Origin of the sequence: Mucilaginibacter sp., assembly GCF_964263795.1 — a bacterium.
Lineage (GTDB): Bacteria > Bacteroidota > Bacteroidia > Sphingobacteriales > Sphingobacteriaceae > Mucilaginibacter.
The window spans coordinates 12984-39879 of the sequence record NZ_CAXVWK010000088.1 but is presented as its reverse complement, the minus strand read 5'-3'; the positions used below and the strand labels follow the sequence as shown (position 1 = coordinate 39879).

Annotated in this window: 32 protein-coding genes; 19 read left to right on the top strand and 13 right to left on the bottom strand. The window is 42.4% G+C overall.

Going from position 1 to position 26896, the window contains the following annotated elements:
• Positions 1-541: LemA family protein (locus tag ACE5CV_RS14805; protein ID WP_374950967.1), on the bottom strand; the 541-nt coding region annotated here is incomplete at its 3' end.
• 194 nt (positions 542-735) lie between these two features.
• Between ACE5CV_RS14805 and ACE5CV_RS14800 the strand changes: the two genes are divergently transcribed.
• Positions 736-3027: a GH92 family glycosyl hydrolase gene (locus tag ACE5CV_RS14800; RefSeq protein WP_374950966.1), complete on the top strand. Its 2292-nt coding sequence runs from the start codon at positions 736-738 to the stop codon at positions 3025-3027.
• Between the two features lie 97 nt (positions 3028-3124).
• On the opposite strand, the gene ACE5CV_RS14795 is transcribed toward ACE5CV_RS14800, so the two are convergent.
• The gene (locus ACE5CV_RS14795; protein WP_374950965.1) at positions 3125-3694 is read right to left on the bottom strand and encodes an RNA polymerase sigma factor; all 570 of its coding nucleotides are present in this window, start codon (positions 3692-3694) and stop codon (positions 3125-3127) included.
• 206 nt (positions 3695-3900) lie between these two features.
• Between ACE5CV_RS14795 and ACE5CV_RS14790 the strand changes: the two genes are divergently transcribed.
• Both ACE5CV_RS14790 and ACE5CV_RS14785 read left to right on the top strand, forming a co-directional pair.
• On the top strand, positions 3901-5454 hold the full coding sequence (locus ACE5CV_RS14790) for an NAD(P)/FAD-dependent oxidoreductase (RefSeq protein ID WP_374950964.1): 1554 nt from the start codon (positions 3901-3903) through the stop codon (positions 5452-5454).
• An 89-nt stretch (positions 5455-5543) separates the two neighbouring features.
• On the top strand, positions 5544-6032 hold the full coding sequence (locus ACE5CV_RS14785; RefSeq protein ID WP_374950963.1) for a DinB family protein: 489 nt from the start codon (positions 5544-5546) through the stop codon (positions 6030-6032).
• An 11-nt stretch (positions 6033-6043) separates the two neighbouring features.
• On the opposite strand, the gene ACE5CV_RS14780 is transcribed toward ACE5CV_RS14785, so the two are convergent.
• The 3 genes from ACE5CV_RS14780 to ACE5CV_RS14770 form a co-directional block, all read right to left on the bottom strand.
• Entirely contained in the window at positions 6044-6259 is a 216-nt protein-coding gene (locus ACE5CV_RS14780) for a hypothetical protein (protein ID WP_374950962.1), read from the bottom strand.
• A 134-nt stretch (positions 6260-6393) separates the two neighbouring features.
• Positions 6394-6792 carry a hypothetical protein gene (locus ACE5CV_RS14775; protein ID WP_374950961.1) on the bottom strand — a complete coding sequence of 133 codons (399 nt, stop codon included), beginning with the start codon at positions 6790-6792 and terminating at the stop codon, positions 6394-6396.
• A 13-nt stretch (positions 6793-6805) separates the two neighbouring features.
• The gene (locus ACE5CV_RS14770) at positions 6806-7378 is read right to left on the bottom strand and encodes an RNA polymerase sigma factor (protein ID WP_374950960.1); all 573 of its coding nucleotides are present in this window, start codon (positions 7376-7378) and stop codon (positions 6806-6808) included.
• A gap of 247 nt (positions 7379-7625) precedes the next feature.
• Between ACE5CV_RS14770 and ACE5CV_RS14765 the strand changes: the two genes are divergently transcribed.
• The 7 genes from ACE5CV_RS14765 (at position 7626) to ACE5CV_RS14735 (ending at position 14619) form a co-directional block, all read left to right on the top strand.
• A complete protein-coding gene (locus ACE5CV_RS14765; protein WP_374950959.1) occupies positions 7626-7991 on the top strand; it encodes a CoA-binding protein in 366 nt (121 codons plus the stop codon).
• A gap of 297 nt (positions 7992-8288) precedes the next feature.
• Complete coding sequence (locus ACE5CV_RS14760; protein WP_374950958.1) at positions 8289-8708, top strand: very short patch repair endonuclease; 420 nt, start codon at positions 8289-8291, stop codon at positions 8706-8708.
• Positions 8709-8768: 60 nt separating this feature from the next.
• Positions 8769-8993, top strand: coding sequence for a helix-turn-helix domain-containing protein (locus tag ACE5CV_RS14755; RefSeq protein ID WP_374950957.1), 225 nt, complete (start codon positions 8769-8771; stop codon positions 8991-8993).
• Complete coding sequence (locus tag ACE5CV_RS14750) at positions 8990-10240, top strand: DNA cytosine methyltransferase (RefSeq protein ID WP_374950956.1); 1251 nt, start codon at positions 8990-8992, stop codon at positions 10238-10240. Before ACE5CV_RS14755 ends, ACE5CV_RS14750 begins: the two co-directional genes overlap by 4 nt.
• Positions 10241-12565: an ATP-binding protein gene (locus ACE5CV_RS14745; protein WP_374950955.1), complete on the top strand. Its 2325-nt coding sequence runs from the start codon at positions 10241-10243 to the stop codon at positions 12563-12565.
• Entirely contained in the window at positions 12562-13713 is a 1152-nt protein-coding gene (locus ACE5CV_RS14740) for a hypothetical protein (protein WP_374950954.1), read from the top strand. Before ACE5CV_RS14745 ends, ACE5CV_RS14740 begins: the two co-directional genes overlap by 4 nt.
• Positions 13714-13788: 75 nt before the next feature.
• Positions 13789-14619 (top strand): N-acetylmuramoyl-L-alanine amidase, encoded by an 831-nt coding sequence (locus tag ACE5CV_RS14735; RefSeq protein WP_374950953.1) that lies wholly within the window; start codon positions 13789-13791, stop codon positions 14617-14619.
• Positions 14620-15468: 849 nt separating this feature from the next.
• On the opposite strand, the gene ACE5CV_RS14730 is transcribed toward ACE5CV_RS14735, so the two are convergent.
• The 5 genes from ACE5CV_RS14730 to ACE5CV_RS14710 all read right to left on the bottom strand — a co-directional run bounded on the left by ACE5CV_RS14730 (position 15469) and on the right by ACE5CV_RS14710 (position 19842).
• Entirely contained in the window at positions 15469-17130 is a 1662-nt protein-coding gene (locus tag ACE5CV_RS14730; RefSeq protein WP_374950952.1) for a glutamine--tRNA ligase/YqeY domain fusion protein, read from the bottom strand.
• A 344-nt stretch (positions 17131-17474) separates the two neighbouring features.
• Positions 17475-18272, bottom strand: coding sequence for a hypothetical protein (locus tag ACE5CV_RS14725; protein ID WP_374950951.1), 798 nt, complete (start codon positions 18270-18272; stop codon positions 17475-17477).
• Positions 18273-18295: 23 nt separating this feature from the next.
• Entirely contained in the window at positions 18296-18796 is a 501-nt protein-coding gene (locus ACE5CV_RS14720) for a heavy-metal-associated domain-containing protein (protein ID WP_374950950.1), read from the bottom strand.
• Between the two features lie 54 nt (positions 18797-18850).
• Positions 18851-19240 (bottom strand): hypothetical protein, encoded by a 390-nt coding sequence (locus tag ACE5CV_RS14715; RefSeq protein ID WP_374950949.1) that lies wholly within the window; start codon positions 19238-19240, stop codon positions 18851-18853.
• Between the two features lie 116 nt (positions 19241-19356).
• Entirely contained in the window at positions 19357-19842 is a 486-nt protein-coding gene (locus tag ACE5CV_RS14710) for a DUF3347 domain-containing protein (RefSeq protein ID WP_374950948.1), read from the bottom strand.
• A gap of 203 nt (positions 19843-20045) precedes the next feature.
• Between ACE5CV_RS14710 and ACE5CV_RS14705 the strand changes: the two genes are divergently transcribed.
• The 8 genes from ACE5CV_RS14705 to ACE5CV_RS14670 all read left to right on the top strand — a co-directional run bounded on the left by ACE5CV_RS14705 (position 20046) and on the right by ACE5CV_RS14670 (position 25114).
• The gene (locus ACE5CV_RS14705; RefSeq protein ID WP_374950947.1) at positions 20046-21458 is read left to right on the top strand and encodes a sigma-54-dependent transcriptional regulator; all 1413 of its coding nucleotides are present in this window, start codon (positions 20046-20048) and stop codon (positions 21456-21458) included.
• A 1-nt stretch (position 21459) separates the two neighbouring features.
• Positions 21460-21663 (top strand): histidine kinase dimerization/phospho-acceptor domain-containing protein, encoded by a 204-nt coding sequence (locus tag ACE5CV_RS14700; protein ID WP_374950946.1) that lies wholly within the window; start codon positions 21460-21462, stop codon positions 21661-21663.
• 80 nt (positions 21664-21743) lie between these two features.
• Complete coding sequence (locus tag ACE5CV_RS14695) at positions 21744-22784, top strand: AI-2E family transporter (protein ID WP_374950945.1); 1041 nt, start codon at positions 21744-21746, stop codon at positions 22782-22784.
• Positions 22785-22880: 96 nt separating this feature from the next.
• Complete coding sequence (locus ACE5CV_RS14690; protein ID WP_374950944.1) at positions 22881-23147, top strand: YtxH domain-containing protein; 267 nt, start codon at positions 22881-22883, stop codon at positions 23145-23147.
• 46 nt (positions 23148-23193) lie between these two features.
• A complete protein-coding gene (locus ACE5CV_RS14685) occupies positions 23194-23532 on the top strand; it encodes a phage holin family protein (protein ID WP_374950943.1) in 339 nt (112 codons plus the stop codon).
• A gap of 4 nt (positions 23533-23536) precedes the next feature.
• On the top strand, positions 23537-24025 hold the full coding sequence (locus ACE5CV_RS14680) for a hypothetical protein (RefSeq protein ID WP_374950942.1): 489 nt from the start codon (positions 23537-23539) through the stop codon (positions 24023-24025).
• A 101-nt stretch (positions 24026-24126) separates the two neighbouring features.
• Positions 24127-24786 (top strand): tRNA (guanosine(46)-N7)-methyltransferase TrmB, encoded by a 660-nt coding sequence (gene trmB / locus ACE5CV_RS14675; RefSeq protein ID WP_374950941.1) that lies wholly within the window; start codon positions 24127-24129, stop codon positions 24784-24786.
• Entirely contained in the window at positions 24779-25114 is a 336-nt protein-coding gene (locus tag ACE5CV_RS14670; RefSeq protein ID WP_374950940.1) for an MGMT family protein, read from the top strand. The genes trmB and ACE5CV_RS14670 overlap by 8 nt, the downstream gene beginning before the upstream one ends.
• On the opposite strand, the gene ACE5CV_RS14665 is transcribed toward ACE5CV_RS14670, so the two are convergent.
• From ACE5CV_RS14665 to ACE5CV_RS14655, 3 genes are all read right to left on the bottom strand, one after another.
• Positions 25074-25466: a hypothetical protein gene (locus tag ACE5CV_RS14665; RefSeq protein ID WP_374950939.1), complete on the bottom strand. Its 393-nt coding sequence runs from the start codon at positions 25464-25466 to the stop codon at positions 25074-25076. The genes ACE5CV_RS14670 and ACE5CV_RS14665 overlap by 41 nt on opposite strands.
• A gap of 126 nt (positions 25467-25592) precedes the next feature.
• On the bottom strand, positions 25593-25955 hold the full coding sequence (locus ACE5CV_RS14660; protein WP_374950938.1) for a VOC family protein: 363 nt from the start codon (positions 25953-25955) through the stop codon (positions 25593-25595).
• On the bottom strand, positions 25942-26337 hold the full coding sequence (locus ACE5CV_RS14655) for a VOC family protein (protein WP_374950937.1): 396 nt from the start codon (positions 26335-26337) through the stop codon (positions 25942-25944). The genes ACE5CV_RS14660 and ACE5CV_RS14655 overlap by 14 nt, the downstream gene beginning before the upstream one ends.
• 113 nt (positions 26338-26450) lie before the next feature.
• Between ACE5CV_RS14655 and ACE5CV_RS14650 the strand changes: the two genes are divergently transcribed.
• On the top strand, positions 26451-26804 hold the full coding sequence (locus tag ACE5CV_RS14650) for a carboxymuconolactone decarboxylase family protein (protein WP_374950936.1): 354 nt from the start codon (positions 26451-26453) through the stop codon (positions 26802-26804).
• Positions 26805-26896 lie beyond the last annotated feature (92 nt).

The window sequence follows — 26896 nt, the reverse complement described above, 5'->3', positions numbered from 1 at the left end:
CAGACTGGAAGTAGCCTTTTTCGCTAAACCCAAACATTTTTGCCGTTAGATTGGCAGGGAACGTACGGATCTTGCTGTTGTAATCCTGCACGGCAACGTTAAAGTCGCGGCGGGCAACAGATATACGGTTTTCAGTACCTTCTAATTGTACCTGTAAACCTCTAAAGGCGTCGTTAGCACGCAGGGTTGGGTAGTTTTCTGATGCTACCAATAAACGGCCAAGCGCTGTACTCAACTGGCCTTGTGCTTCCTGGTATTTCTGGATGGTTTCAGGCGTTAACTTAGTTGGATCGACTTGTATAGATGTAGCCTTGGCGCGTGCCTCGGTAACTTCTGTTAATGTTCCTTTTTCAAAATTAGCTTCTCCTTTAACGGTTGATACCAGGTTAGGGATCAAATCGCTGCGGCGCTGATATTGGGTTTGTACCTCGCCCCATTTACCTTTTACATTTTCGTCGCTTTTAACCATGCTGTTATAACTGCACGAGCTTAGTGACATTGCTGCCACCACAACTAGTATTGCCGAGAATAATTTTTTCATTGTGTGTTGTTGTTTATAGTGATGTGATTTTTGATTTAGATACAAAAGGCATACCGATGTTACAAAACGTAACAATTGCGCCATAATGGCTACAATTGGCGTACGTAAATGTAATTAAATACTACTAACCATGTATATGATTTTATATTTGCTACCGTTAATTTGATTTACTGATCTGTTACCGCTGTATATAAATGAAAAAACTTTTAGCAATAGCTTTAACCTGTACAAGCCTGTACGCCACTGCTCAAATACCATCTCACGAAAAACTGGTGCAATACGTTAAGCCAATAATTGGTACCCAGCGTATGGGCCATACCTACCCGGGCGCTACCGTGCCGTTTGGTATGGTGCAACTTAGCCCCGAAACAGATACGGCAAGCTATGAGTTGAATGGTAAATATAACCCGAAAGTTTACGAATACTGCGCGGGTTACCAGTATGAAGATAAAACCATCGTAGGATTTAGCCATACGCATTTTAGCGGTACAGGCCACTCAGATCTGGGCGACTTTTTAATTATGCCAACTGTTGGCAACTTAAAATTAAACCCAGGCACTGCCGATAAGCCCGGCAGCGGTTACCGCTCGGCATTTTCGCACGCTAACGAAGTGAGCCAGGCCAATTACTACAAAGTAAAGCTTGATGAAAGCAACATTACAGCCGAAATGACCACAAGCGCACGTGTAGGTTTTCATCAGTATACTTTCCCAAAATCAGATCAGTCGCACATTATTTTAGATCTGATGGCCGGAATTTATAACTATCCGGATAAAACTGTTTGGACGTATGTGAAGTTCCTTAACGATAGCACCCTGGTAGGTTACCGCCAAACTAATGGCTGGGCGCGTACCCGTAACCTATACTTTGCAATGGCTTTTAATAAAAAGTTTGTACACCACGGGTTCAAGAAATACGATAAACGCCAAACTTACGGCGGCTTTTGGGGCAAATTTAATCAGTCGAAAGATTTTCCTGAAATCGCCGGCAAGCAGATCCGTGCTTATTTTGACTTCAAAACTGAAGAAGGCGAGAAGATCAAGATCAAATTTGCACTGTCGGGCGTGAGCATGGATGGCGCAATGGCCAACATGCAGGCCGAAGTGCCGGGCTGGGATTTTGAGAAGGTAAAGGCAGACGGCCAGCAGCAATGGGAAACCGAGTTGAAAAAAATTACCGTTACCGGCAGCACCGAACGCAAGCAGGATTTTTATACCGCCATGTACCACACCATGATCAACCCAACCATTTACATGGATGTGGATGGGCAGTATAAAGGGCTGGATCAAAACGTACACAAAGCCGAAGGCTTTACCAACTATACCACCTTCTCGTTATGGGATACTTACCGTGCGCTGCACCCGCTGTTTAACATCATCCAGCCGCAGCGCAATGCCGACATGGTGAAATCGATGCTGGTGCATTTTGACCAAAGCCCGGAAAAAATGTTACCGGTGTGGAGTAACTCGGCTAACGAGAACTGGTGTATGAGCGGTTACCACAGCGTATCTGTTTTGGCCGACGCGGTGGTAAAAGGCAACGCACCCTTTGATGCGAATAAGGCGTTAATGGCTGCCGTAACTACAGCCCGCACCCGCAGCTATGAAGGTATCGGCGAGTACATTGACAAAGGTTACGTGCCGGATGAAAAAACAGGAGTATCGGTATCTAATACGCTGGAGTATGCCTATGACGATTGGGCAATAGCGCAAATGGCCAAAAAATTAGGTAACACCGCCATTTACAATGAATTCATCAAACGCAGCGAAAACTATAAAAACGTATATGACCCAAAAGCCGGTTTCATGCGCCCTAAAAAGGCAGATGGTACTTTCCGAGCCAAGTTTGACCCGCTGAGCACTATTAATGAAGGGTTTATTGAAGGCAACTCCTGGAACTATACCCTGTTTGCCCCGCAAGATCCGGAAGGGTTGATCAAGTTGATGGGCGGCAACAAACGCTTTGTTGGCTACCTCGATTCGCTTTTCACCATGAACCTGCCTGATAAATACTTTGCCGAGACGGAAGATATTACCCGTGATGGCATTATCGGCAACTATGTGCATGGTAATGAGCCATCGCACCACGTAGCTTATTTATATAACTGGACGGATAAGCCCTGGAAAACACAGGAGCGCATCCGTATGATTTTACCGCGCATGTACAAACCAACACCCGATGGTTTAGGCGGTAATGACGATACAGGACAGATGAGCGCCTGGTACATCTTTAGTTCGTTAGGTTTTTACCCGATGGCACCCGGCTCTCCCGAGTACGCTATTGGAAGCCCTGCTATTAACAGTGCGGTTGTGCAGGTGGGCAATGGCAAAACCTTTAACATCACTGTTAAAAACCAAAGCGAAAAGAATGTTTATGTGCAAAAGATGACGCTTAACGGTAAGCCTTATACAAGTTTATCTATCAATCATGATGATATTATGAACGGCGGAGAACTGGTATTTTACATGAGTAGCAAGCATAAGTAAAGGGTGGTTATTAGAATAGAAAGTGATTATTTGGCATTAGGCTGATCAGCCATTTTTACTTAACGTAGTTGCAATTCGGGAAATTCTGATTCAGACGTTACCCCGCTAAACAATGTCGCTCCCTAACGGCTAAACTGTTTAGCTTATCTTTAAGAATGGTGCGGGCACGGTGTAAGGTAGTGCGGGATAACAATTCGGTCATACCTAATTTGCTGCCAATTTCCTGGTGAGAGAAACCTTCGATAGCATACATATTGAATACTGAGCGGTACATTTTGGGTAAGGCTTGCACCAGCCGCAACAGATCGTTCACCTCCAAAGTGTTATTGTTATAACTGATAATAACCGGGATACCCTGTTCGTCAAAATCATCAACCAAAACCATTGTTTTAGCCTTACGGTAACGTGATATGGCGCTGTGCACCATGATCCGGCGGATCCAGCCTTCCAGGCTGCCTTCGCCGCGGTAGTTGTGCATGTGCTTAAACATTTTTATAAACCCTTCCTGCAGAATATCCTGCGCTTCGTCTTTATCTTTAGCATAACGCATGCAAACGGCAAGCATTTTGGGAGCAAGTAAGCGGTAAAACATTTCTTGTTGCTTCCGGTCATTTTTTAAACATCCTTCCCAAAGAGTGTTTAATCGTGTATCGGTTGTAGGTGTCATCGTATCCATTTGAAAGCATGTATGCCAAACCGCTGCCATTTTATTAAGGCATTGTATATCAATATATTAACTTAAAAATTGCATTTACAGATGTTCGGATTCGTACAGTTACCGTACGTTTGTGCACCTCCATCAGTTGGCGTCAATTATTTTCTTTCGATTCCTTATCTTTACAGCATCCGGGATAAAAACCCGGCATTGCAACCATGACAAAAGAAGTTGAAATTGTTTGCCCGCCCGGGCAACAGGAGGATGAAGCGGTTTTAACAGCACTGGCATCATCCGCAGCAAAAATTTCACAACAAAAAATTACGGGGATTAAAATCCTAAAAAGGTCTATCGACGCCCGTGGCCGTAAGGTGCTTTACCGGATGCAGGTGCGTGTGTTTATAGACGAGCCGGTGCAGACAGACATCTATACGCCCGAATATCAAAACATAAGGGACGCCAGGCGGGTGATCATTGTAGGTGCCGGCCCGGCTGGGATCTTTGCAGCGTTGCAATGCATTGAACAAGGTTTAAAACCGGTTATACTGGAGCGGGGCAAGGATGTAAAACAACGCCGCCGCGATTTGGCCAATATCAACAAACAAGGATTGGTAAACCCGGAATCTAACTATTGCTTTGGCGAGGGTGGAGCGGGTACCTACTCCGACGGAAAGCTATACACCCGCAGCACCAAGCGTGGCGATGTGAATGGTGTGCTAAAAACCTTTGTAGCCCACGGCGCTACCGAAGATATTTTGGTAGATGCCCGCCCGCACATTGGTACTAACAAACTACCGCAGATTATCACAGCCATGCGCGAAAGCATTTTAAATGCCGGTGGCGAGGTGCTGTTTGATACCAAAGTTACCGCACTGCTGGTAGCGTTTGGTAAGATAAAAGGCGTACAATTAGGTAACGGTGAAAAGCTAACGGCCGGTGCCGTGATCTTAGCCACAGGCCACTCGGCGCATGAGGTGTTCCGGATGCTGCATAACCAGGGCATTTTGATAGAAGCCAAACCCTTCGCTTTGGGGGTACGAATTGAGCATCCGCAGGAAATTATTGACCGTGCCCAATACCATTGTGAATACCGCGGCCCTGATTTACCGCCAAGCTATTATAACCTGGTAGAACAAGTGGACGACCGCGGCGTATTTTCTTTTTGTATGTGCCCGGGCGGTATTATTGCCCCTTGTGCCACCGCGCAGGACGAGATAGTAGTAAACGGATGGAGTCCGTCTAAACGCAACAACCCTTTTGCCAACTCGGGCACAGTTGTGCAGATCAATATGGAAGATGTGAAAGGGGATATGGATGACCCTTTCCGGATGCTGAACTTTCAGCAGCAGGCTGAACATTTAGCATTTAAGGCAGGCGGCGGTAACCTGGTTGCCCCGGCCCAGCGCATGGTTGATTTTGTTGAGGGAAGGGTGTCGGTAGATCTGCCCGTAAACTCTTACCTGCCCGGCTGCAAAAGTGCGGATTTGAAAGAAGTACTGCCCGGTTGGATCCACAACCGCTTACGTAAAGCGTTGCCTGCCTTCGGCCGGAAAATGAAGGGTTATTACACTAACGAGGCCATTTTAGTGGGGGTGGAGTCTCGTACCTCATCGCCAATCAAAGTACCAAGAGATAGGGAAAACTTTCAGCATCCGCAGGTTGCGGGTTTGTTTCCCTGCGGCGAAGGTGCCGGTTACGCAGGTGGCATTATATCTGCCGCTATTGATGGCGTAAATTGCGCTGACGGTGTGAAACGATACCTGACCGTTTAGGTACCGACTGGCTTCATCTGCACACACGCACAACAATTTAGCAGCAGTCGACGCTAAAACCAACCCGCACTATCGTGTGTTATCCAACCATGACAACCATTGCCGAAAAACTTCAATCGTCACTTAACCAGGTGCTGGCGCACAATCCATGGTACGGGCCTTCTACCTATGAAATTTTAGATAAGATAGCATTTGAACAGGCTTACGAAACTCCCGACGGATCTGTACACAACATTGCCGGTATATTGCTGCACATGCTGGGCTGGACACAGGAAGTAAGCGCACGTATGGGTGGCAACTTAGCGGGCGAACCACCAGCAGGCGATTGGCCCAATCCCGGCACACCCGATGAATCCAGATGGAAACAGCTTATCGCCGACTTTAAACTAGCCAATGTGAACCTCGATAAGATCATCAATGATTTCCCTGGTGACAGGTGGGAAGACATCACCAACGACCAACGCTTTGGTGAGGATAATAAACACGTAAGCTATCAGGCGCTTATTGAAGGACTGATACAGCACCATATTTATCACAGCGGGCAAATTGCACTGCTCAACAGAATTGTTGGAGGATAGTCAATTCAATATCAATACGGTAATTCTTCGCAAGTGAACCCGGCAATAGCCAGCATGTGGTTAATGGTTTGCGGCTCGATACCTTTGCTAACCACGCGTAGGATATTATCGCAATCTTCCAGATCGAAGTTGTATTGCTTGATATCTGCCATGCCCGATAGCAGGTAGTTTACCCGGTTAACCTGCTGCACGTTGGCAACACTTGTTTTAAATATCAACACATCCATGATCAATGGTTTTAGGGTGATGTAATTTGTAAAATATCATTTTGACCAAACTGGACAAAGAGAAATCTTTTACACCGGTATTATTTGTATATCGCTTGTAAAAGATTTCTTCTTTCCGTTCAAGATAACAACGGTTATCCATCCTTCGTCTCTTTCTCCGCAATCGGCGCGTCTTTCCAGGAGTCGCGCCAGTCGTCACGGCCCCGGCGGCCCCAGTTGCAGCGGTCTTTCCATTGTTGTTTAAAGCGGGCCTTGTCCTCTTCAGACATTGCACCGAACTTTTCTTCCATCATTTGCTTCCGGCGCATCCAGGGAGCCCCGCCACGGCCACCACCCTTGCCGCCAAAACCAAACAATATCTTGCTCAAAATAAATATGCCCATAGCCTGCCAAAAAGTAATAGTGCCTACGTGGAGTATCTCGGGCAGCAGGTTGTTCCACAGCTGCATTACTACAAAACTTACCAGGGCCAATATTGCGGCTATCCCGAAGGGGATGAAGAAAAACCGCTTTTCGTAAAATATCTTTTTCATTTTCTTTAATTCTTTAATATTCTGTGATTTCTTTATAAAGTTGTTTTAACCGCTTACGCAGATGTAATACCGCATACCGCTTGCGTGATACCAGCGTGTTTACGTTCTCGCCTGTCATCAGGGCAATTTCCTCAAAGGGTTTGTCCTCCAGTTCCTGCCAGATAAACACCTGCCGTTGTGTTTCGGGCAGTTCATCAAGTGCTTCAAAAAGCTGCTCCCAAAACAGGTTGCGCAGATATACGGTTTCGGGCGTGGTGCCCTCGGTAAGCAGGATGGCTTTAAAGTCCGGTGCGTCATCATCATCCTCATCGCCGGGCAGCATATCGTCAAGCAATGTTTCAGTATGTTTTTTATGCTTATCAAGTATGCGGTTACGCGCCACTTTGTACAACCACGAGCTGGTTTGCTCTACCGGGCCCGCATTCAGCACGTTACTGAACTGGTACCAAACATCCTGCAGAATGTCTTCGGCGTCGGCATCATTCTTTACCCGTTTGCGAATAAACCCCAGCAGGCTTTTACCATACGACGCAATGGTTTGTATGATGTGGCTGTTTTTATCCTGGGGCATTACTACGGTTGTCAACTTGTGGTGTGTTTAAAGATAAAGACGAGCGTGCCAGGAAAACATTTTAAATTATTTTTATTTTTTGGAAACGGTGTGTGGAGTCAGGTGCGGGGAGCGGGGTATGGGGGACAACGCAGATAAAACCTTCCTTTCCGAAATCTCCGCTTCCCGAACCTTTTCTCTCCCGTTCCAAAAATCACCGCACCCTACACCCGCTCCCCGCACCAGATAAAAACCAAATCCCTACCTTGCACGTTATATACTTATGGCCGATAAAAAAACACTGATACTGGGCGCCACGCCCGACCCAAGCCGTTACGCTTACTTAGCCGCCAGCCGTTTAGCCGGCCGCGGGCATACCATTGTCAATGTAGGTATTAAAACCGGCGAGGTGGCCGGTGTGCCCATAGAAAAGCCCGAAGCCATCCACACAGATATTGATACCATTACCCTGTACGTCGGCCCCATGAACCAGCCACCCCTGTACGACTATATCCTGAACACCAAACCCAAACGCATCATTTTTAACCCCGGCACCGAAAATGAGGAGCTTCGCCGCATGGCACAGCAGGCCGGTATAGAAACCGATTACGCCTGCACGCTGGTATTGTTGAGTGTTGGGCAGTATTAAACAGCATAACATAAGTGTTCACGTTCACGGCCGTGAACACCGTGAAAATTCCCGTGAACGCTTGATTATCAACTAATTGCATTTTTATGACATTTAGAAACACTGACAATCAGGTGGTTATGTTTTTGACCGTATGGAAAATTTGCTTGCCTTGACACCAATCTGGTGAAATATATATGCCTAACTGGGAGAAAAAGTGTAGAATTTGCCTAAAATGCAAGCTTTTTTACATGCTTTTTATAAGAGATACGATCTGTAGCCTTGAAACAAAGAATAGCGGATAAAGGTTGATAGGATATGGCAGATGTACACTCCAAAGAAACCAGAAGCTATAATATGTCGCGCATTAAAAGTAAGGACACCAAGCCCGAACTTTTGGTGCGAAAGTTTTTGCACAAAAATGGTTTTCGTTACCGCCTGCATGTAAAGGGCATGCCGGGTAAGCCGGATATTGTATTGCCTAAATACAAAACTGTAATTTTTATACATGGATGCTTTTGGCATGGACATGAGGGATGTAAATATTACGTGATCCCCAAAACCCGTACTGAATGGTGGCTAAATAAAATTCAGGGCAACTCCGTTAATGATGATAAATCGGAGATACTACTAAAAGCTGCAGGATGGAAGATTATAAAACTCTGGGAGTGCGAGCTGAAAAAACAAACAATTGAGGCTACATTCCTGCATTTATTGGCTACTCTCAACCGTGGATAAATCCACAAAGTTCACTTATATCCGATTGACTTATAGTCGAATTGAAGATAGCTTGCAGCTATGGATATTCGAAAGAAAATCGGCCTGCGCATAAAGGAATACCGAACAAATTTAAAACTCACCCAGGAAGCTTTAGCCTTTAAAGCTGAGATAGATAAGACTTACGTTAACGAAGTTGAAAATGGAAAACGTAATGTTTCCGTAATCAATCTTGAAAAAATAATTTTTGCTCTTGATACTTCCCTAAAGGAATTTTTTAACTCTACTTCATTTGAAAGGACATGAGTAGAGGATTAAAATATATAGATTTATTTGCAGGTGCTGGTGGATTGTCTGAAGGATTTAAAAGAGCTGGATTTGATCCGGTTGCCCACGTAGAAATGGATAACGCAGCTTGTTTTTCACTAAAGACGCGTTCCGCTTATTATTTTTTAAAAGAAAATAATAAAAGCCATATTTATGGATCATATTTAAAAGGCGAAATTAATAGGGATGAACTTTACTCGTTAGTACCAAATGAATGCTTAGAAAGTGTCATTAATTTAGCGATAGGAAAAGAAAACAATCAAGCTATTTTTGATACAATTGAAAGAGAAAACGATAAGAAAGATATCGACTTAATTGTTGGCGGCCCGCCTTGCCAAGCGTATTCACTTGCTGGCCGGTCTAGGAATAATGGTATGAAACAGGATCCTAGAAATTACCTGTTTTTTGAGTACATCAAATTTTTGGAACGGTATAACCCTAAAATATTTGTATTTGAAAATGTGTTAGGTCTAAAATCAGCCAATGATGGCAATTATTTTAAGACGATGCTTAATTTATTTGCTAAACAGGGTTATGAAGTTGCAGATTTTGTTTTGCATGCGGATGATTTTGGGGTATTGCAGAAGCGTAAAAGAGTGATTTTAATTGGCTATAAAAAGGAACTAAACTTTACCCTTCCAAATTTTGAGCCTATACAATCAGCTAAATTTTCTGTTGCAAATATTTTCTCAGACTTGCCTCAAATTGAAGCTAATGGAGGTGTAGACAAATTTTTAAACTATCGTACAGACGTAAATGAGTACTTAAGTATAAGTAAAATAAGAAACGAGGAAGGTATTCTTACTCAACACATTAGCAGGCCACACACTGATCAAGATAAGGAGATTTATAGAATTGCTGTTGATTTATGGTCCGAAAAAAAAGAAAGACTAAATTACATTAACTTGCCAGATAGACTTAAAACCCATTTAAATCAGACCTCATTTTTTGATAGATTTAAAGTAGTTGCTGCAGATCTAGGCAGCTCTCAAACAGTTGTTGCACACATCGCGAAAGATGGACATTATTATATTCATCCTGATATTGAGCAAAATCGTTCAATTAGTGTGCGAGAAGCAGCGAGATTACAGTCTTTCCCAGATGATTTTTATTTTGAAGGTGTAAAAGAGAGTAAAAATAGAACCGCAGCTTTTAAGCAAATTGGTAATGCAGTACCACCTTTAATGGCTCAAAATATTGCGGCAGAATTAATTAAATTTATCTGAATGGAAAATTACGTTTACAGGTTTGAACCCGGTGCTAGATCGATAATACAAATGGGGGAAGAGTTGATTGGTCATCCGTCAACGGCAATAAACGAACTTATAAAAAATGGTTACGACGCTGATGCTACAACTTGTAAAGTCTATCTAAATTATAGTAAAGATAACTCCCAAAGTTTTATTTGCATATCTGACAATGGATTAGGTATGAATTCCGACACTCTTTTTGGAGATTGGCTACAACCTTCAGTTAGCCAAAAAAGAGGTGGATCAGGCAAAAGTAAAATATTCCATCGTAATTTTTTGGGAAGCAAAGGTATTGGGCGTTTAGCGGCAATGGCTTTAGGAAGGTATCTAACAGTTATAACAAAGACAGCAGAAGAAACGCATTATAATTGGTTAGTCATTGATAGGGAAAAATTTAAAGACGAATTATTATTAAGCGAAATAAAGTTTCCGGGAGGGCGTACCGAAAAGATTTCTGAGATATTAACTAATAATGATGTAATTGAAATAAAGAATTACACGAGTAATCAAGTCTTAACGAATTATTTAAAAGCAAAAAAGTTAGTTGATTTTAAAGAAGGTAGCTTGATTATTGTCGAAAGTTTGGACGATTCAATTACAACTATTGTCGAGGACGAATTCTTGAATGGCGATATTGAAATCCAAGATATTGATTTAATTCGGTCGCTTAAAATTCTAATAACTCCGCTTATATTAAATTCAACCATTCAAGATGAGTTGATACAAAAAAGGATTTTAGATAAAAAATATGAAATTGCCACGCCAGAAAGCACGTTTGATCTTTTTTTTGGTTGCAATTTGATAAAAAACAACTTTGATGATGAGTTTCTAAAAATTGAAGAATATTCAATTCTATCGAATTTTGACTATCGGGTTTTAGGAAAGGTTGATAGATCTGGAGATGTGACGGGTATTTATTATTGCAATAGATTAATTGAAGATTCTTTCAATATACCTTTTTCTTTAATTGCTGCAGATGTTTTTTCAGCAGATTATTCAAGGGGTAGAAAAATAGAAGAAATCAACCAAGCAACAACTAACAAGGTAGGCGAATTTTATTTTGACATTCGGGTGTTCGATAGGGATCCTGATGCAATGGACAAATTATCCAAATTTTTAAAATCACCAGGTCGACGAGAGACGGGTCGTTTATTAGACGAAATAGTTGGGTTAAGGATTTCAAAAAATGGATTTGGTGTCAAGCCGTATGGTGATGAAGAAAGTGATTGGATGGGACTATCTCAAATGCGAGTACAAAATCCATCTGCGGTTATAGGCGTCAATCAATTAATTGGGAATATATTTCTTTATTCTCCTGAAAATGATGCGTTAAGTGAAAAGACAAATAGAGAAGGTTTTTTTGAAAATGAAGCATTTATTACGTTTAAGAAAGTTCTTAGATCTATTTTATTAGACGTAGGTAAACAGCGATATAATTATAGACAAAAACATGGAATTGGGCGGAAAGCGGACAGTAAAAATGACAGGCCTGACTCGTCGAGATTTTTGGATTTTATAAAAAATATCACTAAGGACAAGAAAGTTATAAATGAAGCTGAAAACTATCTTAATGAGATTTCCACAACGTTAGACAATTTGGAGAATTCTTTAAGTTTTTCACAAAGGCTTGCTACACTTGGCAGCGGTTTAGAGTTAGTGTATCACGAAATGGCTCAACCTATGATGATAATTGGAAAATGTCTTTTTGCCATGAAATTTCCCGTCGGACGTGTAGCAAAACTAGAAGATCGAAATGAGATTCTAGCTGAAATGAGCGGAATTAAAACGGCTGTTAATACATTGGATCTTTTAAAAGAGTCATTACAGCCCGCAATCGGAATTTCAAGGAAGAAAAGATTTAAGCCTCTAGATATTTTTAATAAGGTTTGCTATCTGCTTACAAAAGACTTAATTGCCAACAATATATCAGTTACTGTAGATGAAAGTTTCAATGAATTTTTTATAAATGATCATGAATATCATTTATGGATATCATTTTTAAATATATTAAACAATTCTATTTATTGGTTAACACAGACGGAACTAAAGGATAAAACTATTTTCTTCAAGAAAGGCATAAACGGTGAGATATCAATCTCTAATAATGGCCCAAAAGTAGATATTGGAGAGTTGGAAAATATATTTAACTATGGGGTTTCTCATAAAAAGGGTAATCTCAGGTCTGGGCTTGGCCTAGCCTATACAAGAAGTCTTTTGGGCACCAACGATTGGGAAATTTGGTGTGAAAATTATAGTTACGGTCCAGCATTTATACTTAAACCTTTAATATCAAAAAAATGATAGTTGTATTTGACGATGATGCAGTTATACGAAAGTCTTATGGAGAAACTTTACGTAAAATGGGCTTAAACATCCAAGTTATTGAATGTAGCACTAAACAAGAAGTGCGCGCAGTTTTAAAAAACCAGCAGATAATGAACACCGTAAAGGTGCTGATATTTGACTTGTCAGTAACGAATGAAGAAGCGGAGGCATTAAAATTTGACATTCTTGACGACATTAAAGAAAATTATAAAAAATACCCTATTCCAATATTTATCCACAGTGCATTTGCCCATACTGTGGAAGGCTATGACGACCTAGGAACGCTATTCAAAATTGACAAAAGTTCAACATCTTTGGAAGTTATATTAAATAAGATTGCATTATTTGATGAGTCTGGATTTCTTGATATATTTTGTCCGGGTGGATCAATTGAAAAAGAAATTTATATTCAAATACACCAAGCTTTTATAGAGCAATTTAAAGGAGATGAAATTAGCTTAATAATCGAGTCAATTAAAAATTCGGGCGAGGATAATTTTAAAAGGCGAACAAAGGATGTTTTCGAAAGAATGGCTGTTCGGTCATTATTTCAGAATTTGCTAGCAGCTAGAAAATCTTCAGATTCTACAAAGATTGAAGAAATTAAAATTAATGCAATTGAACATTATTATAGGCGTAGCAGCGACTTTCCAATTTGGACAGGCGATATATTTAGAAACAAAGAAGATAAATCTGAAATTTTGATAATTACGCCGCGGTGTGATATAAATAATGGTTATTGTAATGGAAATTATCTATGCTGCTCAATCGAATCTCTAGAAGAAAAAAAGGTTAAAGACTTTAGTAAGGATACTAAAGCCGTCCATAATTATTTAAACGACAATCCTCAGAACACTGGTATTAAGTATAGGTATTTACTTCCTACTCCATCATATTCTGGAGGTAAAATAAACCTTACGAACTATTTCCTAATAAATGATTCTAATTTAATTAACAAAGATTCAAAATACGAATATTTAATATCTCTAAGTGATGAACTTACAAATGACGTAATTAGAAAGTATGCTTCGTATTTGTTAAGATCAGGCATCTCTCAATCAGATCTAGATGAAGCATCATTTTATTCTAAAGTTGAAGCGCAAAAACGTCCAAGCGTAGCTTAGAAAATTGCTTAAGTAACTCCCCAAACCCTTCATCCAATTTACAGTTACTCAACATATTTCTCTACTTTCGTTTTCATGAAAAACCGTTACTTACTACTATTCCTTTTATTCGCTGCTGTTTTTGCGTCCTGTTCTAAAAAGATCGTTAACCCGCACGAGGTGACTAATAAGGTTTATGCTAACCAAACCGATAGCCTTATAGCGGTGATTAAGCAGGAAACGCCTGCTACGCTTACTGATAGCCTGGGCGCCGCCATTAGCAGCGAATTTATAGGTACGGTTAACTTTAACCTGCGCAAGCCTAATTATGTGATCATCCATTACACCGCGCAGGATTCGCTGGCGCAAACGGTTAAAACCTTTACACTGGTGCGTACGCAGGTAAGCGCCCATTATGTGGTAGGTAAAGATGGCAAAGTGGTGCACATGCTGAATGATTATTTACGTGCCTACCATGCAGGTGTAAGTAAATGGGGAAACGTTACGGATATGAACAGCTGTTCTATCGGTATCGAGATTGACAATAACGGCCGCGAGCCGTTCAACCCAAAACAGATGAATAGTGTACTGTTGTTGCTTGCGCAGCTTAAACGCGCCTATAACATTCCGGCAGCTAACTTTGTGGGCCATGGCGATATAGCACCGCCGCGCAAGCCAGATCCGGGTAAGTACTTTCCGTGGATGCTGTTGGCTCAAAAAGGTTTCGGCTACTGGCCGGATGTTGTACAGTCGCCCGCCCCCGAAGGTTTCGACAGCACCACCGCCTTACGACTGATCGGTTATGATACCCGCGATCTGCCGGCCGCTATCACCGCCTTTAAACGCCACTTTGTACAAACAGACGAAATGCCCGTACTAACACCATGCGATTTGGATGTGTTGTATAATGTATATAGGAAGTATTAGGGAGAAGTTTTGTTAGCATAGTGGTTTGTATGAACGGCCGCCTGCTTCTGGCCGCAGAGGCCCATTACTTTTTGAAGCACCAAAAAGTAACAAAAAGTGCTTTTAGCAGAGAGGCTTCTTTGCCGCACAAGGCCCCTCCCTGCAAAACGAGCAGAACCACGGGTACGTAAACTTGCCCCGCTAAGTCGCACATACCGGCGCTGCAGCAATATTACTTATTCCCCCTCCTGCCCACAGTCCACCATGTTCTGCCCGTTTTTGTCCGAAGCTTACCTGCTGATTTGTAGGAAGGTGCTAATCGCGACTTGTCCGTTGAAGGAGAAAGCCTCGCCTAACTCCCTGCTATTTGGATGTGTTGTATAATGTTTATTGAAAGTATTAGGGAAAGATGAGTGGTCCAGGAGTAAGAAATTGCGCTTGACGAACCGAACGCTACCTTTTAAATGCGGCCTTGTAACACACGGGTATTACTGCCAGTGCTAAAGCACAAACCGTTTGTAGGGTGTTACACAGCCGCGTGTTTTTTCTTTGGTTCCGTTTCTTTTTTACGACAAAAAAGAAATTAACATCCACTGACGATTTATCAATTGCTGCCCTACCTAACGGAGAACTAATCTTATTAGGGATTACTTCGTACCTCGCAATGACGCACCGGGATTATAAAGGTCAAAAAAAAATTGTGTCATTGCGAGGAGCGCAGCGACGTGGCAATCTCCTCGCCTATGCATTACCGCTTTACACGCTATGAGATTGCCGCGCTATCGCTCGCAATGACATGTTTCTTTAAATAAAAAAGGCGAAAAGTTTTACAACCTTTCGCCTTTCAGCTTTAACCTTTCACCTTTTAGCTTAACCTTTCTTCACCCACCCATCTTTCAACGTCACGGTGCGGTTAAACACCAATTGATCAGGGGTTGAGTTTTTATCTAAAGTAAAATAACCTTTACGCATAAACTGCACCGGGGTGCCGGGTGTTGCGTTGGCCAGGTCGGGCTCTATAAATACGTTGGTTAAAATCTCCAAACTGTTTGGGTTAATGTAATCCTTAAAATCGCCATCTTCATTGCCCGGGTCTTCCACCTTAAACAGGCGGTCGTAAAGGCGCACTTCGGCGGTTTTGGCATGTGCCGCACTCACCCAGTGTATGGTACCCTTTACATTAGTGCCGCTGGTATCGTTACCGCTTTTTGATTCGGGGATGTAGGAGCAGTGAATCTCGGTAATATTGCCATCTGCATCCTTAACAATGCTTTCGCCTTTAATAATGTAGGCATTCTTCAGCCTTACCATCAGGCCAATACCCAGGCGAAAATATTTTTTGGTAGGCTCTTCCATAAAGTCGTCACGCTCTATCCAAAGTTCCTTGCTAAACGGAAACTCCCTGCTGCCATCGCCATCCTCCGCTTCGGGGTTATTTTCTCCGTGGAAGATATCTTGCTGCCCGTCCGGGTAATTATCAATGATCAGTTTCACCGGGTCAAGCACAGCCATACGGCGCCAGGCAGTTTTGTTCAAATCCTCGCGGATGCAAAATTCCAGCAGGCCTACATCTATCATGTTCTCGCGCTTGGCTACACCGATGCGCTCGCAAAACTCGCGGATGCTGGCAGGCGTATAACCACGGCGGCGCAGGCCGCTAATGGTAGGCATACGCGGGTCATCCCAACCGTCAACATGCCCTTCTTCTACCAACTGCAGCAGCTTGCGCTTGCTCATTACCGTGTAGTTTAAGTTAAGGCGCGCAAACTCGTATTGCTTGCTCGGGAATAAGCTTAATTTCTCTATAAACCAATCGTACAGCGGGCGGTGGGGAATAAACTCTACCGTGCATATCGAGTGGGTGATCTGCTCAATGGCATCGCTTTGGCCGTGGGCAAAATCATACATCGGGTAAATGCACCAGGCATCGCCGGTACGGTGATGGTGGGCATGTTTAATGCGGTACATCAATGGGTCGCGCAGCTGCATATTGGCAGCAGCCAAATCTACCTTTGCACGCAGCACTTTAGCGCCGTCCGGGTATTTGCCGTCCTTCATATCTGCAAAAAGCTGCAGGTTTTCTTCAATGCTGCGGCTGCGGTATTGGTTAGCTACGCCCGGTTCTGTGGGTGTACCTTTTTGTACTGCTATTTCTTCTGCGGTGCTGTCATCCACATAAGCCAGGTCCTGTTTGATCAGTTCTACAGCCAGGTCATATAATTTATCAAAATAATCTGACGCGTAAAGCTCTTCGGCCCAATCAAAGCCCAGCCATTTTACATCCTCTTTTATACTGTCTACATATTCCACGTCTTCTTTTACCGGGTTGGTATCATCAAAACGCAGGTTGGTTTTGCCATTATATTTTTGCGCCAAACCAAAGTTAAGGCATATCGACTTGGCATGCCCTATATGCAGGTAACCATTAGGCTCGGGCGGGAAACGGGTTAAAACACGGCCGTCGTTCTTGCCGGCAGCAATGTCTGCTTCAACAATTTCCTCTATAAAATTCAGTGATCTTTCTTCGCTCATGATATATGTAACAGGGTGCAAAAGTACGGAAAATAGACCTTGATTAAAGCATTTTATTGATTTGCGGATTACAGATCCAGGGACTAAATACGCATTTATTACTTAAACTAAGTTGATACGGGCGTTGCCTGCGGCCCTGGCTTTCCGTTACAACTCCTCAGGCCTACCGCCGATAGAAGCAGTACACCTTGCGGGGTTTTCACTGCAATCCCTAACGCGGAGTTACTACATAGTCATTTTATCTACCTTACCACCGCGCCGATTTTTTCCCCGTCTGGTGCGCGATGACAGAAAAGGAGAATAAGATCAGCATTATTATCAGGAGATATTTTTTCATGATTGATTTATAGATTAAAGAAGTTGTACTCGAACCGCACCAGATACATGTTAGCACTGTTACGCTGCATTTGGTTGTACAAAGGGGTGCGGTACGAGAAATCTAACCGGCAAACACTGTTAAATATCAGTTGCACGGCAGGGGCCACATCCAGGTAGCTTTGCCCGTAGCCGGGATTGGTTTTGCCTAACACTTCTGCGTAAATGTTAAGATTTACCTGGTTGTAGCTGGTGTAGTTTTTTGGCAGTACCAATAAGCCTGCAGATGCTGTGTAGGCAATCCCATTTCTTGCACCTAATATCGGGAGGACATTGCCGGGATTATCAAAGGCACGGAGGTAGCTTGCCGAGCCCGAAAAAGCCACTTTATGGATCAGTTTTGTAAAAATGATGCCGGCCTGTATTCCTGTATTATCGCCCTCCAGGGCAATTTCCTGAAGGGTATAAGGGTTGCTGCTGATAGCCGCTTTGCCAAATACTGCCCCCCGGAAATGCGCTTGAACGGTATCCTGCGAGTAAAAACGGTACTTACCGTAAAAGCTGCCGCCTTCAAAGCGCTGCCCCGGCTGGTAAAAATCAGACAGATAAGCGGCGCCGTGCAGCATCAGTTTCCCCGTTGCGCCATACATGGCTTCTAAAGTTGTACGGTTCTTAAAAGAGGGATCAGAAAAGCCCTGGTTTTCTAACCGAATACCTAATGAGCGGGCCGCCATATTACTGGCAGGCTCGGTATTAACATACAATTCCTGACCAAATACGGTGCACGCCGATGCCATAAGGCAAACAGCCAATAAAATATTCCTCATAAAAATAAATTTTAGGAGGCTGCTTAAATTGCTACGTGATACACCCTGCCGGTAGTGCTTACAGGGATCTCCGGATTTTTACCCAGGTATTTTTTGGTTACAGAGTTAGGTGCAAAACCTTTATCGATAAGCGATAACGATACCGGCCCCGTTAAGGCTTTATCGGCATTTAATATCTTATAAGTATCGCCATTAACGATAAACGTATTGTCGGCCAGTTTGGTAGTAGTTAAATCGACGGTGGTTTTTAAGTAGTTGACAGAAAAGCCCGAGCTTTTAACCTTTTTGCTGATCTCTTCAAAATTTACCGGCACGTCATTCCGGAATGTGATCATGTAAACATTGCGCATCAGATCGGGCTTTATCTCGCTCACAAATGGCAATGCCTTTAATGATTTTTCGGTGGTTTTAGCGCAAAGTGAGCAGGTTAACCCGCTAACCTGTAATTCTGCTTTGGTAAATTGTGCTTTTGCAACGGCAATGGTTGCTATAAAAAGAAGGATATATATTTTGAAAGTTTTCATGTTTTTTAAATTGACTGGTGAATTGATAAGCTTAAATTTTTATTGCTAAACTTATCAGATCCGGAAAATACAATTTTTTATGAAAACAGAAACCTTGCCGATGAGACTGTCAGGCGGCCCGCGATCAACAAAGTGCTCTATAAGCGCCTTTTGGGCCGAAAACAAAAGCTCGTCAAACGGTAGCCTGGGGATATCAAAGGCAAATAGTTGAGCAATAAATGAATTTTGCTCTGCCTGATGATCATCTTTAACTTTAACGTCAAGCCTGGCATCTTTACAGCAATTCATTTTACTTTTGGCCATCGGCTTAGCGCAGCTTTTAGCAGGCGCATTGATCTTTACCGAAGCCACTTCGTTACCGCAATAGTGTAAGTTAAGCGCAAAGCCTGCTGCTGTAATTAAATACAGTACAGTCAATAATAATACGCCCGACTTTTTGATCATACACAAAAATACGGTTTAACTGCCTGATTACAAACTATGATAAGCTATTTTTATAACTGACTTTGTAAATTAATTAAAAGCCATGCTCTTAAATGCACGTTTGACATAGTCTTTTTTTATTTTCCTTTAAGTGTGGCGGTAACTTTGCCGCACTCCATCATATCGTCGCCATAATAAGGATTCCTGATGTCAGCCGTTTCGCTTAGCCATGATGCTTTTTTCATGGGGCAATATTGCTGATAAAGGGTAGTGCTGTTCATTTTCAACCCCGATACCAGGGCGTACATATTTTTTGACAAGCTTTCGAAATGTTCGCGCTGATGGTCTATAACGGTAGTTTCACTGATATGACGGCTATCAAACTTTAATTTATCAAGGTAAGTGCCCATGAGCTTTTGCTGTGCCGAGGTCAGGCCCTTTGCCGGGACGGATAACGACGCCAGTAATTCTCCAGACCTGCTTTTTGCTAATGTAGCATTGCTGCCTGCCAATGCGTTTTTTAAGGCAATGTAATTAGTAGTGATTTTATCTATCGCAGTATTTTGTGCTTTAGCTACTACTACGGTTACAAGCAATATAAAACTTAAAAGTATCTTTTTCATGATCTGTTAACGTTAATAGGCAAACTTAAGCATATCCCATTTAATTTGCCCTGCGTTATACAAGCGCGTGTCAGAACCAAATAGAGCTACAGTGTTTAAGGTTGTGGATTAAATTGCCCACATTTAACAATAATTCGTAAAAATTATCAAATATTTGTACCTTAAGCATCTTAATAAACTACCTGTAACTCTTAATTGCTGATATGAAAAAAATCCTCATCATTGATGACGAAGTTAATGTTGGCTTGCTTTTATCTAAATTTTTAACCCGTAACGGGTTCGAAGTAGAAACTGCAGCCAATGGTGCAAACGGCATGGAGTTGCTAAAGGCCAAAGAGTTTAATTTAGTACTTTGCGATTTTAGGTTGGAGGATACCGATGGCCGCGAAATGCTGAAGAACATAAAAGCATTATACCCAAAAACAGGTGTCATTATCATCACCGGCTATTCTGATATTAAGATGGCGGTAGAGCTGATTAAAATGGGGGCGTATGATTATATCACTAAGCCGCTTTATCCGGACGAGATCTTAAACACCATTACCAAGGCAATTGAAACGCAGTATGCTTTACAGGAGTTGGCCGTACATGATTACAGTACCCCTGATAAACCCCAGCGCGAAAGCAAAAAACAGGTATTGTCCGGCGAATTTGTTGTAGGTACAAGCCGTGCGTCAAAAGAACTTTTAAAGCAGATTGAACTGGTAGCGCCAACTAATTACAGCGTTATTATACTGGGCGAAAGTGGTACCGGTAAAGAGTCGGTGGCGCAGAGCATACACCTAAACAGCTTAAGGGCAAACCAGCCGTTTATAGCAATGGATTGCGGATCGCTGACCAAGGAGTTGGCAGCAAGTGAATTTTTTGGTCATGAAAAAGGATCATTTACCGGTGCCTTGTACACTAAGATAGGGCACTTTGAAATGGCCAACGGCGGTACCTTGTTTTTAGATGAGGTGGGTAATTTATCTTACGAGATACAGGCGGCACTGTTGCGTACCGTGCAGGAGCGTAAGGTGAAAAGGATTGGCAGTACTAAAGAGATTGACCTGGATGTGCGCATTATTATAGCCACTAATGAAAACCTCCAGGAAGGAATTAATAAAGGCCGTTTCCGCGAAGATCTTTACCATAGGTTTAACGAGTTCAGCATCCATATGCCGCCATTGCGTGATAGGGGCAACGATATTATGATGCTGGCCGACCACTTTTTAAATGTGGCCAACCAGGAGCTTGACCGTAAGGTTACCTCATTTTCGCCCGAGGTGATAGAGTGCTTTATGAATTACCGCTGGCAGGGCAACATCCGCGAATTAAAGAACGTGGTACGCCGTGCTACACTGTTAACTGAGGGTAACGAAATAACCATGAAAACCCTGCCACTGGAAATCTCGAACTTTAAGGTGTCTGGCTATGAGGCATCCAATCAATCGCCTGCTTCGGCAGAAGTCAAAGAGCCCAGGCATGACCTGAAGAACGCCGCGCTGGGTGCCGAGCACGAAACCATTTTAAAGGTGCTGCGCGAGGTTAATTTCAACAAAACTAAAGCGGCAGAGATCCTTAACATTGACCGTAAAACGCTTTACAACAAAATGAAGGCTATCAATTTAAAATAGCATGGGCCAGGTTTTGAAGTTTGCAGATACCGAGGAGTTTGGCAATTTAAAGCACGATATAAAGAATCAGCTCAGTAATATCCAGCTATCACTTGAGGGTTTAAAGTACGAAACCGATACTACCAACCCCGACCTGAAGTTATACCTGGACAGCATAACGCAATCCGCCAAAAAAATAGACGAATTGCTGAATAATATTGAATAGCATAACAAACCGTTAAACACTAAAACTTTTTAGTGCTTTTTTGTTTATATAGCATTTACTCAAGCTTTTCGTGGTTTAGCATGTCCATTTTTAATTATAAGCAGCGCAATAATATTATACTGGTTAGCATTGTTGTGCTTGGCTGTTTTTTGCTATACGCGTTAAGCGAGCTGTTCAGTTCCATACTGGGGGCCATTGTGCTGTTTACCATTTTCCGCCCGTTTTTTTTGTACATGGTAGAGCGGCGCAATTTTAACCGTACCCTTGCCGCGTTAACAATCATCTTTATCTCTCTTATTGTTATCGTGATCCCGTTTCTATCGCTTAGTATCATGGTGATCGGTAAAATAGGCAGCATCAACCGCGATTCTATTCCGATCGATAAATGGTCGCAAAAGATAGATGAATTTGCAGGTACAAATTTAAACCAGCCGCACCTTGCCGAAAACACTATCCAAAAACTAGGCGCTTACGCCGCCGATCTTTTTCCTTCAATTTTAGGCAGCGCTGCCAACATTATTATCACATTGTTGGTGATGTACTTTTTGCTGTACTTTATGTTTGTACAAATGCGCGAGTTTGAAATGGGCCTCTTAAAATATGCACCATTTAGGGAACAGCATGCGCTTAAGTTTGCTGTAGAACTCCGTAATTCTACCTATTCGAATGTATTGGGGCAGGGCGTAATTGCCTTTACCCAGGGCGCATTACTGGCTAACGGCTTCTGGATCTTTGGTATCCCCGATCCTATATTCTGGGGGGTAATAGGTGCCTTTATTTCCTTTTTACCGGTGGTAGGCGCGCCAACACTTTGCATACCGGCCAGTATAATCTTATTTGCCGGCGGGCATAATGTAAAGGGTGTTTTGCTACTGGCATACGGGCTGTTGTTTATTGGTAACGTAGATAATGTGCTGCGGATGATGATCAACAAGCGCATAGGTAATACCCACCCCATCATATCGGTAATTGGCGTGTTTATTGGTTTACCACTGTTTGGAATACTTGGCCTGGTTTTTGGCCCGGTATTATTATCGTATTTCTTATTATTGTTAGAAATTTATGAAACCAACCGTATGGCTGCCGACCGTTTGGAACGCATCCGCAGTCCGGAAATGTAAGCCTTATCCAATGATTAAAAAGCTCAGAGAGATAGCGCCAGGCAAATAAATTTAATAATTATAAAAACAAATATTCAACTTAAAAATTAATACAATATGAACGATAACACAAAAGTAATTGTCGCGTTGCTGGCAGGCATAGCGGCAGGAGCAGCATTAGGAATTTTATTTGCACCTGATAGCGGAGATGAAACTCGTGATAAGCTGTCAGAATCATTAAAAAATCTTGGCGATTCTATCAAAGAGACCGCTGCTAAAGAAATTGATAACCTGGTAGGTTTAAAAGATAAGGTAGTTGAAAATATTAAAACTAAAGTAAAAGGCGCTGAAGAAGAGTATCAGGACGACCTTGAACACGCATAATTTTATCGTAACCGGCTAATAAAGGCCTGATACATCAAATCCTTATATGGAACCACAAAAAGAAACGGCCCGCCCAATAATTGACCAGGTACAGGAGTACGTGGAAACACGCGCAAAACTTTTAAAATTAGAAGTTATTGACCGCAGCACCACAATAATAGCAGCCCTGGTGGTTGACCTGGTAGTGATCATCAGCTTTATCCTCACCTTTTTGTTTGCAAGCTTTACCCTTGCCTTATATCTGGGTGATGTATTAGGCGCTAACTGGAAAGGCTTTGGAGCGGTTGCCATTATCTACCTGCTATTAGCAGTAATTTTAATCGTAGCTAAGAAGCCGTTTGAAAGACCAATTATTAACGTTTTAGTAAGAAAGCTATTTAACTAACGCTATGGATACCCCAGTAAAAAATATACATGACCTAAAGGTGGAAATAGCACGGCTGAAAAACCTTGAGGCTCACCAGGCAGTAGCGTTAAAAGCCCGCTTCAGCAGCTCATCTGCAATATTTTCGACCTTGTTAACCTTGTTCCCTAAATCACCAACAGTTGATGGCGTAAAGGGTGCAGGATTTTTTGACCAGGACTTTTTAGGATTGATATCGCGCATAGCGCTGCCGTTAACCCTTAACAAAACCTTGTTTAAAAACTCAAACTTTTTAGTGAAGACCCTCGTGGGCATCCTATCGCAAAAGGCATCGCACTATATTAGCGAAGATGCAGTAGGCGGCATCTGGAGTAAAGCCAAAGGGATTTTTGCAAAGTTTACTAAAAAGAAAGACGACGAGCACGAGCGTGAGATTATTCCTGCTTACAGCAAATATTATGAAAAGGGCGAAGCGCACAATCGCGAAGGCGAAGGTGCGGAATACGCCGGCTAATGAAATTTTAAAATACTGATCTTGTTGTGAAACATGATCTTGAAGGGATAAGCTGATATAGTTTATCCCTTTTCTGTATTTTCGCATTTTATTTTTTAATTGTGGGAAAAGACAAGTTAAGACGCTTTGCAGAAATAGATACTTTTAGCAACGTTTTTCAGATGGATGGGGGCAAGCCATTAAAGGGTAACTGGGCCGCCGGATTTTTTAAGAATAGCAACCCGGTTGTGGTTGAGCTGGCCTGCGGTAAAGGCGAATACACCGTTAACCTTGCGCAAATGTTTCCGGATAAGAATTTTATCGGGGTTGATTACAAAGGTAACCGCATCTGGCGCGGAGCTAAAACAGCTTTAGAAGAAGGGGTAAATAACGTAGCGTTTTTGCGCATCCAGATAGAAAACCTGCTTGATTATTTTGTAGCGCATGAGGTGGACGAGATCTGGATAACCTTCCCGGACCCGCAGCCTCAAATAAGCCGGGAGAAAAAGCGCTTAACATCAGACAGGTTCCTGAATATGTATAAAGTAATATTAAGGCCGGGCGGAAACATTAACCTTAAAACAGATAACGACGGATTTTATAATTTCACGGTTGAGCAAACCGAAAAGCTTGGGCTGGACGTTCATGTTAAAACGGAGGACTTATATCATTCGGAATTTGCGGATGAGGTGCTATCGATAAAAACCTACTACGAAAAAAAATATCTGCTGCATAATAAGAACATCAATTACATCAGGTTCTCTTTTAAAATCGATGGATAAAAGCAAAAGCACTTTTTATGATGATGTTTACCAGGTGGTACGGCTGATACCGGCCGGGCGTGTTACATCATACGGTGCTATTGCCGAGTATTTGGGTACCAAAGGCTCATCTCGGATTGTGGGGTATGCTATGATGGCTTGCGGTACGGCAAACCCGCCGGTACCCGCGCACAGGGTGGTGAACAGAAGCGGGCTTTTAACCGGGAAATTTCACTTTGGCGGAGACACTATGGAGCAACTGTTGGCTGCAGAAGGTATCGAGGTTAAAGACAACCAGGTGCAGAATTTTAAGCAGTTGTTTTGGAACCCCTTAACCGAGCTGCTTTAAACAACCGTTTTTCGTCGCTGTAATCTGAAAAAATGAAGATGATCAATATGGCTATGCCCAGCCCTAAAAAGAACGGCTTATCGCGCTCATCATACTTAAAATAAGTAAGCGATAAAATTACCAGCCCGGCGCCTATGGCTAGTTCAATATATCCGTGTACTTTGAAAGATATGAACCGGAATATGCCGGATGTATAATTGGTAGTAGCAGTTAGTAACAAATGCACAAATCCCAAAGCGTATACATAACCTGCCACATCCTCGGGTATTACAAACATGGTTGGCGATGCCCATAGAAACAATACCATCAGGTAATCTAACATGCCGTGCATTGATGAGGTGATGATCTTCATAGTTACTGTTGCAAACGTACGTAATAACTACGCACAATTTAATAAAGGGATTTCGACTTTTTAATAAAGGCTAAACCAGTCGCTAAGTTTCTCGGCCACTAAAAAAGCTTACAACCTAAAGTGGTTTTACAAGATTTGTAATAGTTCCATCCGGTTGCCAAACGGGTCGATAAAGGCAAATCGGTCGCGCCCGGGTATTACCGGCTCTGGCAAAATTTCGACTCCATGCTGCCGCAAATGAGTTTTAGCGTCGTTTTTATCTGCAACTTCCATCGCGGTATGCCGGATAGATTGTAGTAGCGCATCCTCAACACCAATATGTAATTGCACATTGCCGATATCAAACCAGTAACCGGGCGATGAAAAAAGGTGGTCTGGCCGGTCTACAAGTTTCAAGCCAACTACGTCAGCGTAAAAATTCTTAGCTTCCTGCAGCCGTTGGGGCGGCACGCAAACATGAAAATGGTCCAGCCGCTTAAACCTGATCATCTTGCTCCTGGTGTTCTGCAAATGTTAAAACGTAGTTATTTGGATCAAGAATAGAAAATTCCGTAGCGCCGTAAAAAGTGGTTTCTAATCCTTTCAGCACCGTTACCTGCTCTTTGATCCTGTCAAAAAAACCTTGAATGTCTTTGACGGTAATGTACATTAATAAAGATGAGCCGTCGGTACGGTGTATCTGCGGCAGGTCGTTTCCGAGGCTTTCCATCGTTTGGAACATCATACTTACCCCGCCGTTGGTCATCATCACCCAAACCAGATCGGTGCCCTCCGGTGGTACACTCATGGCAACCTCGAAACCTAAAAGCTTATAAAAATCAATTGTTGAACTGATGTCTTTTACAAAAAAATTGGGCGATAGGCTTTCCATAATAATGTGGTAAAATTTAAATTTCGATATGATAAAGGTAAAACATTTATACCTTTAATGCTAAATAAAATAGCAAAAAACCATTAATAACTAATTAACTAATTGCTACACCAATGGGACAATTAATAAACGATTTCGAAGCATACCGCACCCGGATGAATGACCGGATAATGGAAACAGCAAACACAAACATTAAACGCTTTTTTGCATTGGATACTACAACTTATGCGGACGGTGCACTGGATGTAAAAACAAAAGAAATGCTGGGCCTGGTAGCATCAATGGTGCTGCGGTGTGATGATTGTATTAAGTATCACTTAGGTAAATGCCACGAAGCAGGTGTGCAGCACGCGGAAATGAACGAGGTATTTATGATAGCTAACCTTGTTGGCGGGTCAATTGTCATACCGCATTATCGCCGGGCGGTAGAGTACTGGGATGAGCTAAACGGCGTAGATACAATTTAGTATATTCCTATTTGGAGTGTTAACCTTTGCGTTTTGTAAGATTTTGATAATCAATATCTTGATAAAATAATTTCAAAAAGTGTTAACCTTTG

Excerpts from the sequence above, each read along its gene's own strand:
- ACE5CV_RS14685 (WP_374950943.1), top strand. The coding sequence starts at position 23,194 with ATGGAACCACAAAAAGAAACGGCCCGCCCAATAATTGACCAGGTACAG.
- ACE5CV_RS14695 (WP_374950945.1), top strand. The coding sequence starts at position 21,744 with ATGTCCATTTTTAATTATAAGCAGCGCAATAATATTATACTGGTTAGC.
- ACE5CV_RS14655 (WP_374950937.1), bottom strand. The coding sequence starts at position 26,337 with ATGGAAAGCCTATCGCCCAATTTTTTTGTAAAAGACATCAGTTCAACA.
- ACE5CV_RS14650 (WP_374950936.1), top strand. The coding sequence starts at position 26,451 with ATGGGACAATTAATAAACGATTTCGAAGCATACCGCACCCGGATGAAT.
- ACE5CV_RS14705 (WP_374950947.1), top strand. The coding sequence starts at position 20,046 with ATGAAAAAAATCCTCATCATTGATGACGAAGTTAATGTTGGCTTGCTT.
- ACE5CV_RS14670 (WP_374950940.1), top strand. The coding sequence starts at position 24,779 with ATGGATAAAAGCAAAAGCACTTTTTATGATGATGTTTACCAGGTGGTA.
- ACE5CV_RS14715 (WP_374950949.1), bottom strand. The coding sequence starts at position 19,240 with ATGATCAAAAAGTCGGGCGTATTATTATTGACTGTACTGTATTTAATT.
- ACE5CV_RS14800 (WP_374950966.1), top strand. The coding sequence starts at position 736 with ATGAAAAAACTTTTAGCAATAGCTTTAACCTGTACAAGCCTGTACGCC.
- ACE5CV_RS14730 (WP_374950952.1), bottom strand. The coding sequence starts at position 17,130 with ATGAGCGAAGAAAGATCACTGAATTTTATAGAGGAAATTGTTGAAGCA.
- ACE5CV_RS14760 (WP_374950958.1), top strand. The coding sequence starts at position 8,289 with ATGGCAGATGTACACTCCAAAGAAACCAGAAGCTATAATATGTCGCGC.
- ACE5CV_RS14725 (WP_374950951.1), bottom strand. The coding sequence starts at position 18,272 with ATGAGGAATATTTTATTGGCTGTTTGCCTTATGGCATCGGCGTGCACC.
- ACE5CV_RS14680 (WP_374950942.1), top strand. The coding sequence starts at position 23,537 with ATGGATACCCCAGTAAAAAATATACATGACCTAAAGGTGGAAATAGCA.
- ACE5CV_RS14795 (WP_374950965.1), bottom strand. The coding sequence starts at position 3,694 with ATGACACCTACAACCGATACACGATTAAACACTCTTTGGGAAGGATGT.
- ACE5CV_RS14780 (WP_374950962.1), bottom strand. The coding sequence starts at position 6,259 with ATGGATGTGTTGATATTTAAAACAAGTGTTGCCAACGTGCAGCAGGTT.
- ACE5CV_RS14710 (WP_374950948.1), bottom strand. The coding sequence starts at position 19,842 with ATGAAAAAGATACTTTTAAGTTTTATATTGCTTGTAACCGTAGTAGTA.
- ACE5CV_RS14785 (WP_374950963.1), top strand. The coding sequence starts at position 5,544 with ATGACAACCATTGCCGAAAAACTTCAATCGTCACTTAACCAGGTGCTG.
- ACE5CV_RS14740 (WP_374950954.1), top strand. The coding sequence starts at position 12,562 with ATGATAGTTGTATTTGACGATGATGCAGTTATACGAAAGTCTTATGGA.
- ACE5CV_RS14720 (WP_374950950.1), bottom strand. The coding sequence starts at position 18,796 with ATGAAAACTTTCAAAATATATATCCTTCTTTTTATAGCAACCATTGCC.
- ACE5CV_RS14765 (WP_374950959.1), top strand. The coding sequence starts at position 7,626 with ATGGCCGATAAAAAAACACTGATACTGGGCGCCACGCCCGACCCAAGC.
- ACE5CV_RS14790 (WP_374950964.1), top strand. The coding sequence starts at position 3,901 with ATGACAAAAGAAGTTGAAATTGTTTGCCCGCCCGGGCAACAGGAGGAT.
- ACE5CV_RS14660 (WP_374950938.1), bottom strand. The coding sequence starts at position 25,955 with ATGATCAGGTTTAAGCGGCTGGACCATTTTCATGTTTGCGTGCCGCCC.
- ACE5CV_RS14735 (WP_374950953.1), top strand. The coding sequence starts at position 13,789 with ATGAAAAACCGTTACTTACTACTATTCCTTTTATTCGCTGCTGTTTTT.
- ACE5CV_RS14665 (WP_374950939.1), bottom strand. The coding sequence starts at position 25,466 with ATGAAGATCATCACCTCATCAATGCACGGCATGTTAGATTACCTGATG.
- ACE5CV_RS14750 (WP_374950956.1), top strand. The coding sequence starts at position 8,990 with ATGAGTAGAGGATTAAAATATATAGATTTATTTGCAGGTGCTGGTGGA.
- ACE5CV_RS14775 (WP_374950961.1), bottom strand. The coding sequence starts at position 6,792 with ATGAAAAAGATATTTTACGAAAAGCGGTTTTTCTTCATCCCCTTCGGG.
- ACE5CV_RS14745 (WP_374950955.1), top strand. The coding sequence starts at position 10,241 with ATGGAAAATTACGTTTACAGGTTTGAACCCGGTGCTAGATCGATAATA.
- ACE5CV_RS14755 (WP_374950957.1), top strand. The coding sequence starts at position 8,769 with ATGGATATTCGAAAGAAAATCGGCCTGCGCATAAAGGAATACCGAACA.
- ACE5CV_RS14700 (WP_374950946.1), top strand. The coding sequence starts at position 21,460 with ATGGGCCAGGTTTTGAAGTTTGCAGATACCGAGGAGTTTGGCAATTTA.
- ACE5CV_RS14690 (WP_374950944.1), top strand. The coding sequence starts at position 22,881 with ATGAACGATAACACAAAAGTAATTGTCGCGTTGCTGGCAGGCATAGCG.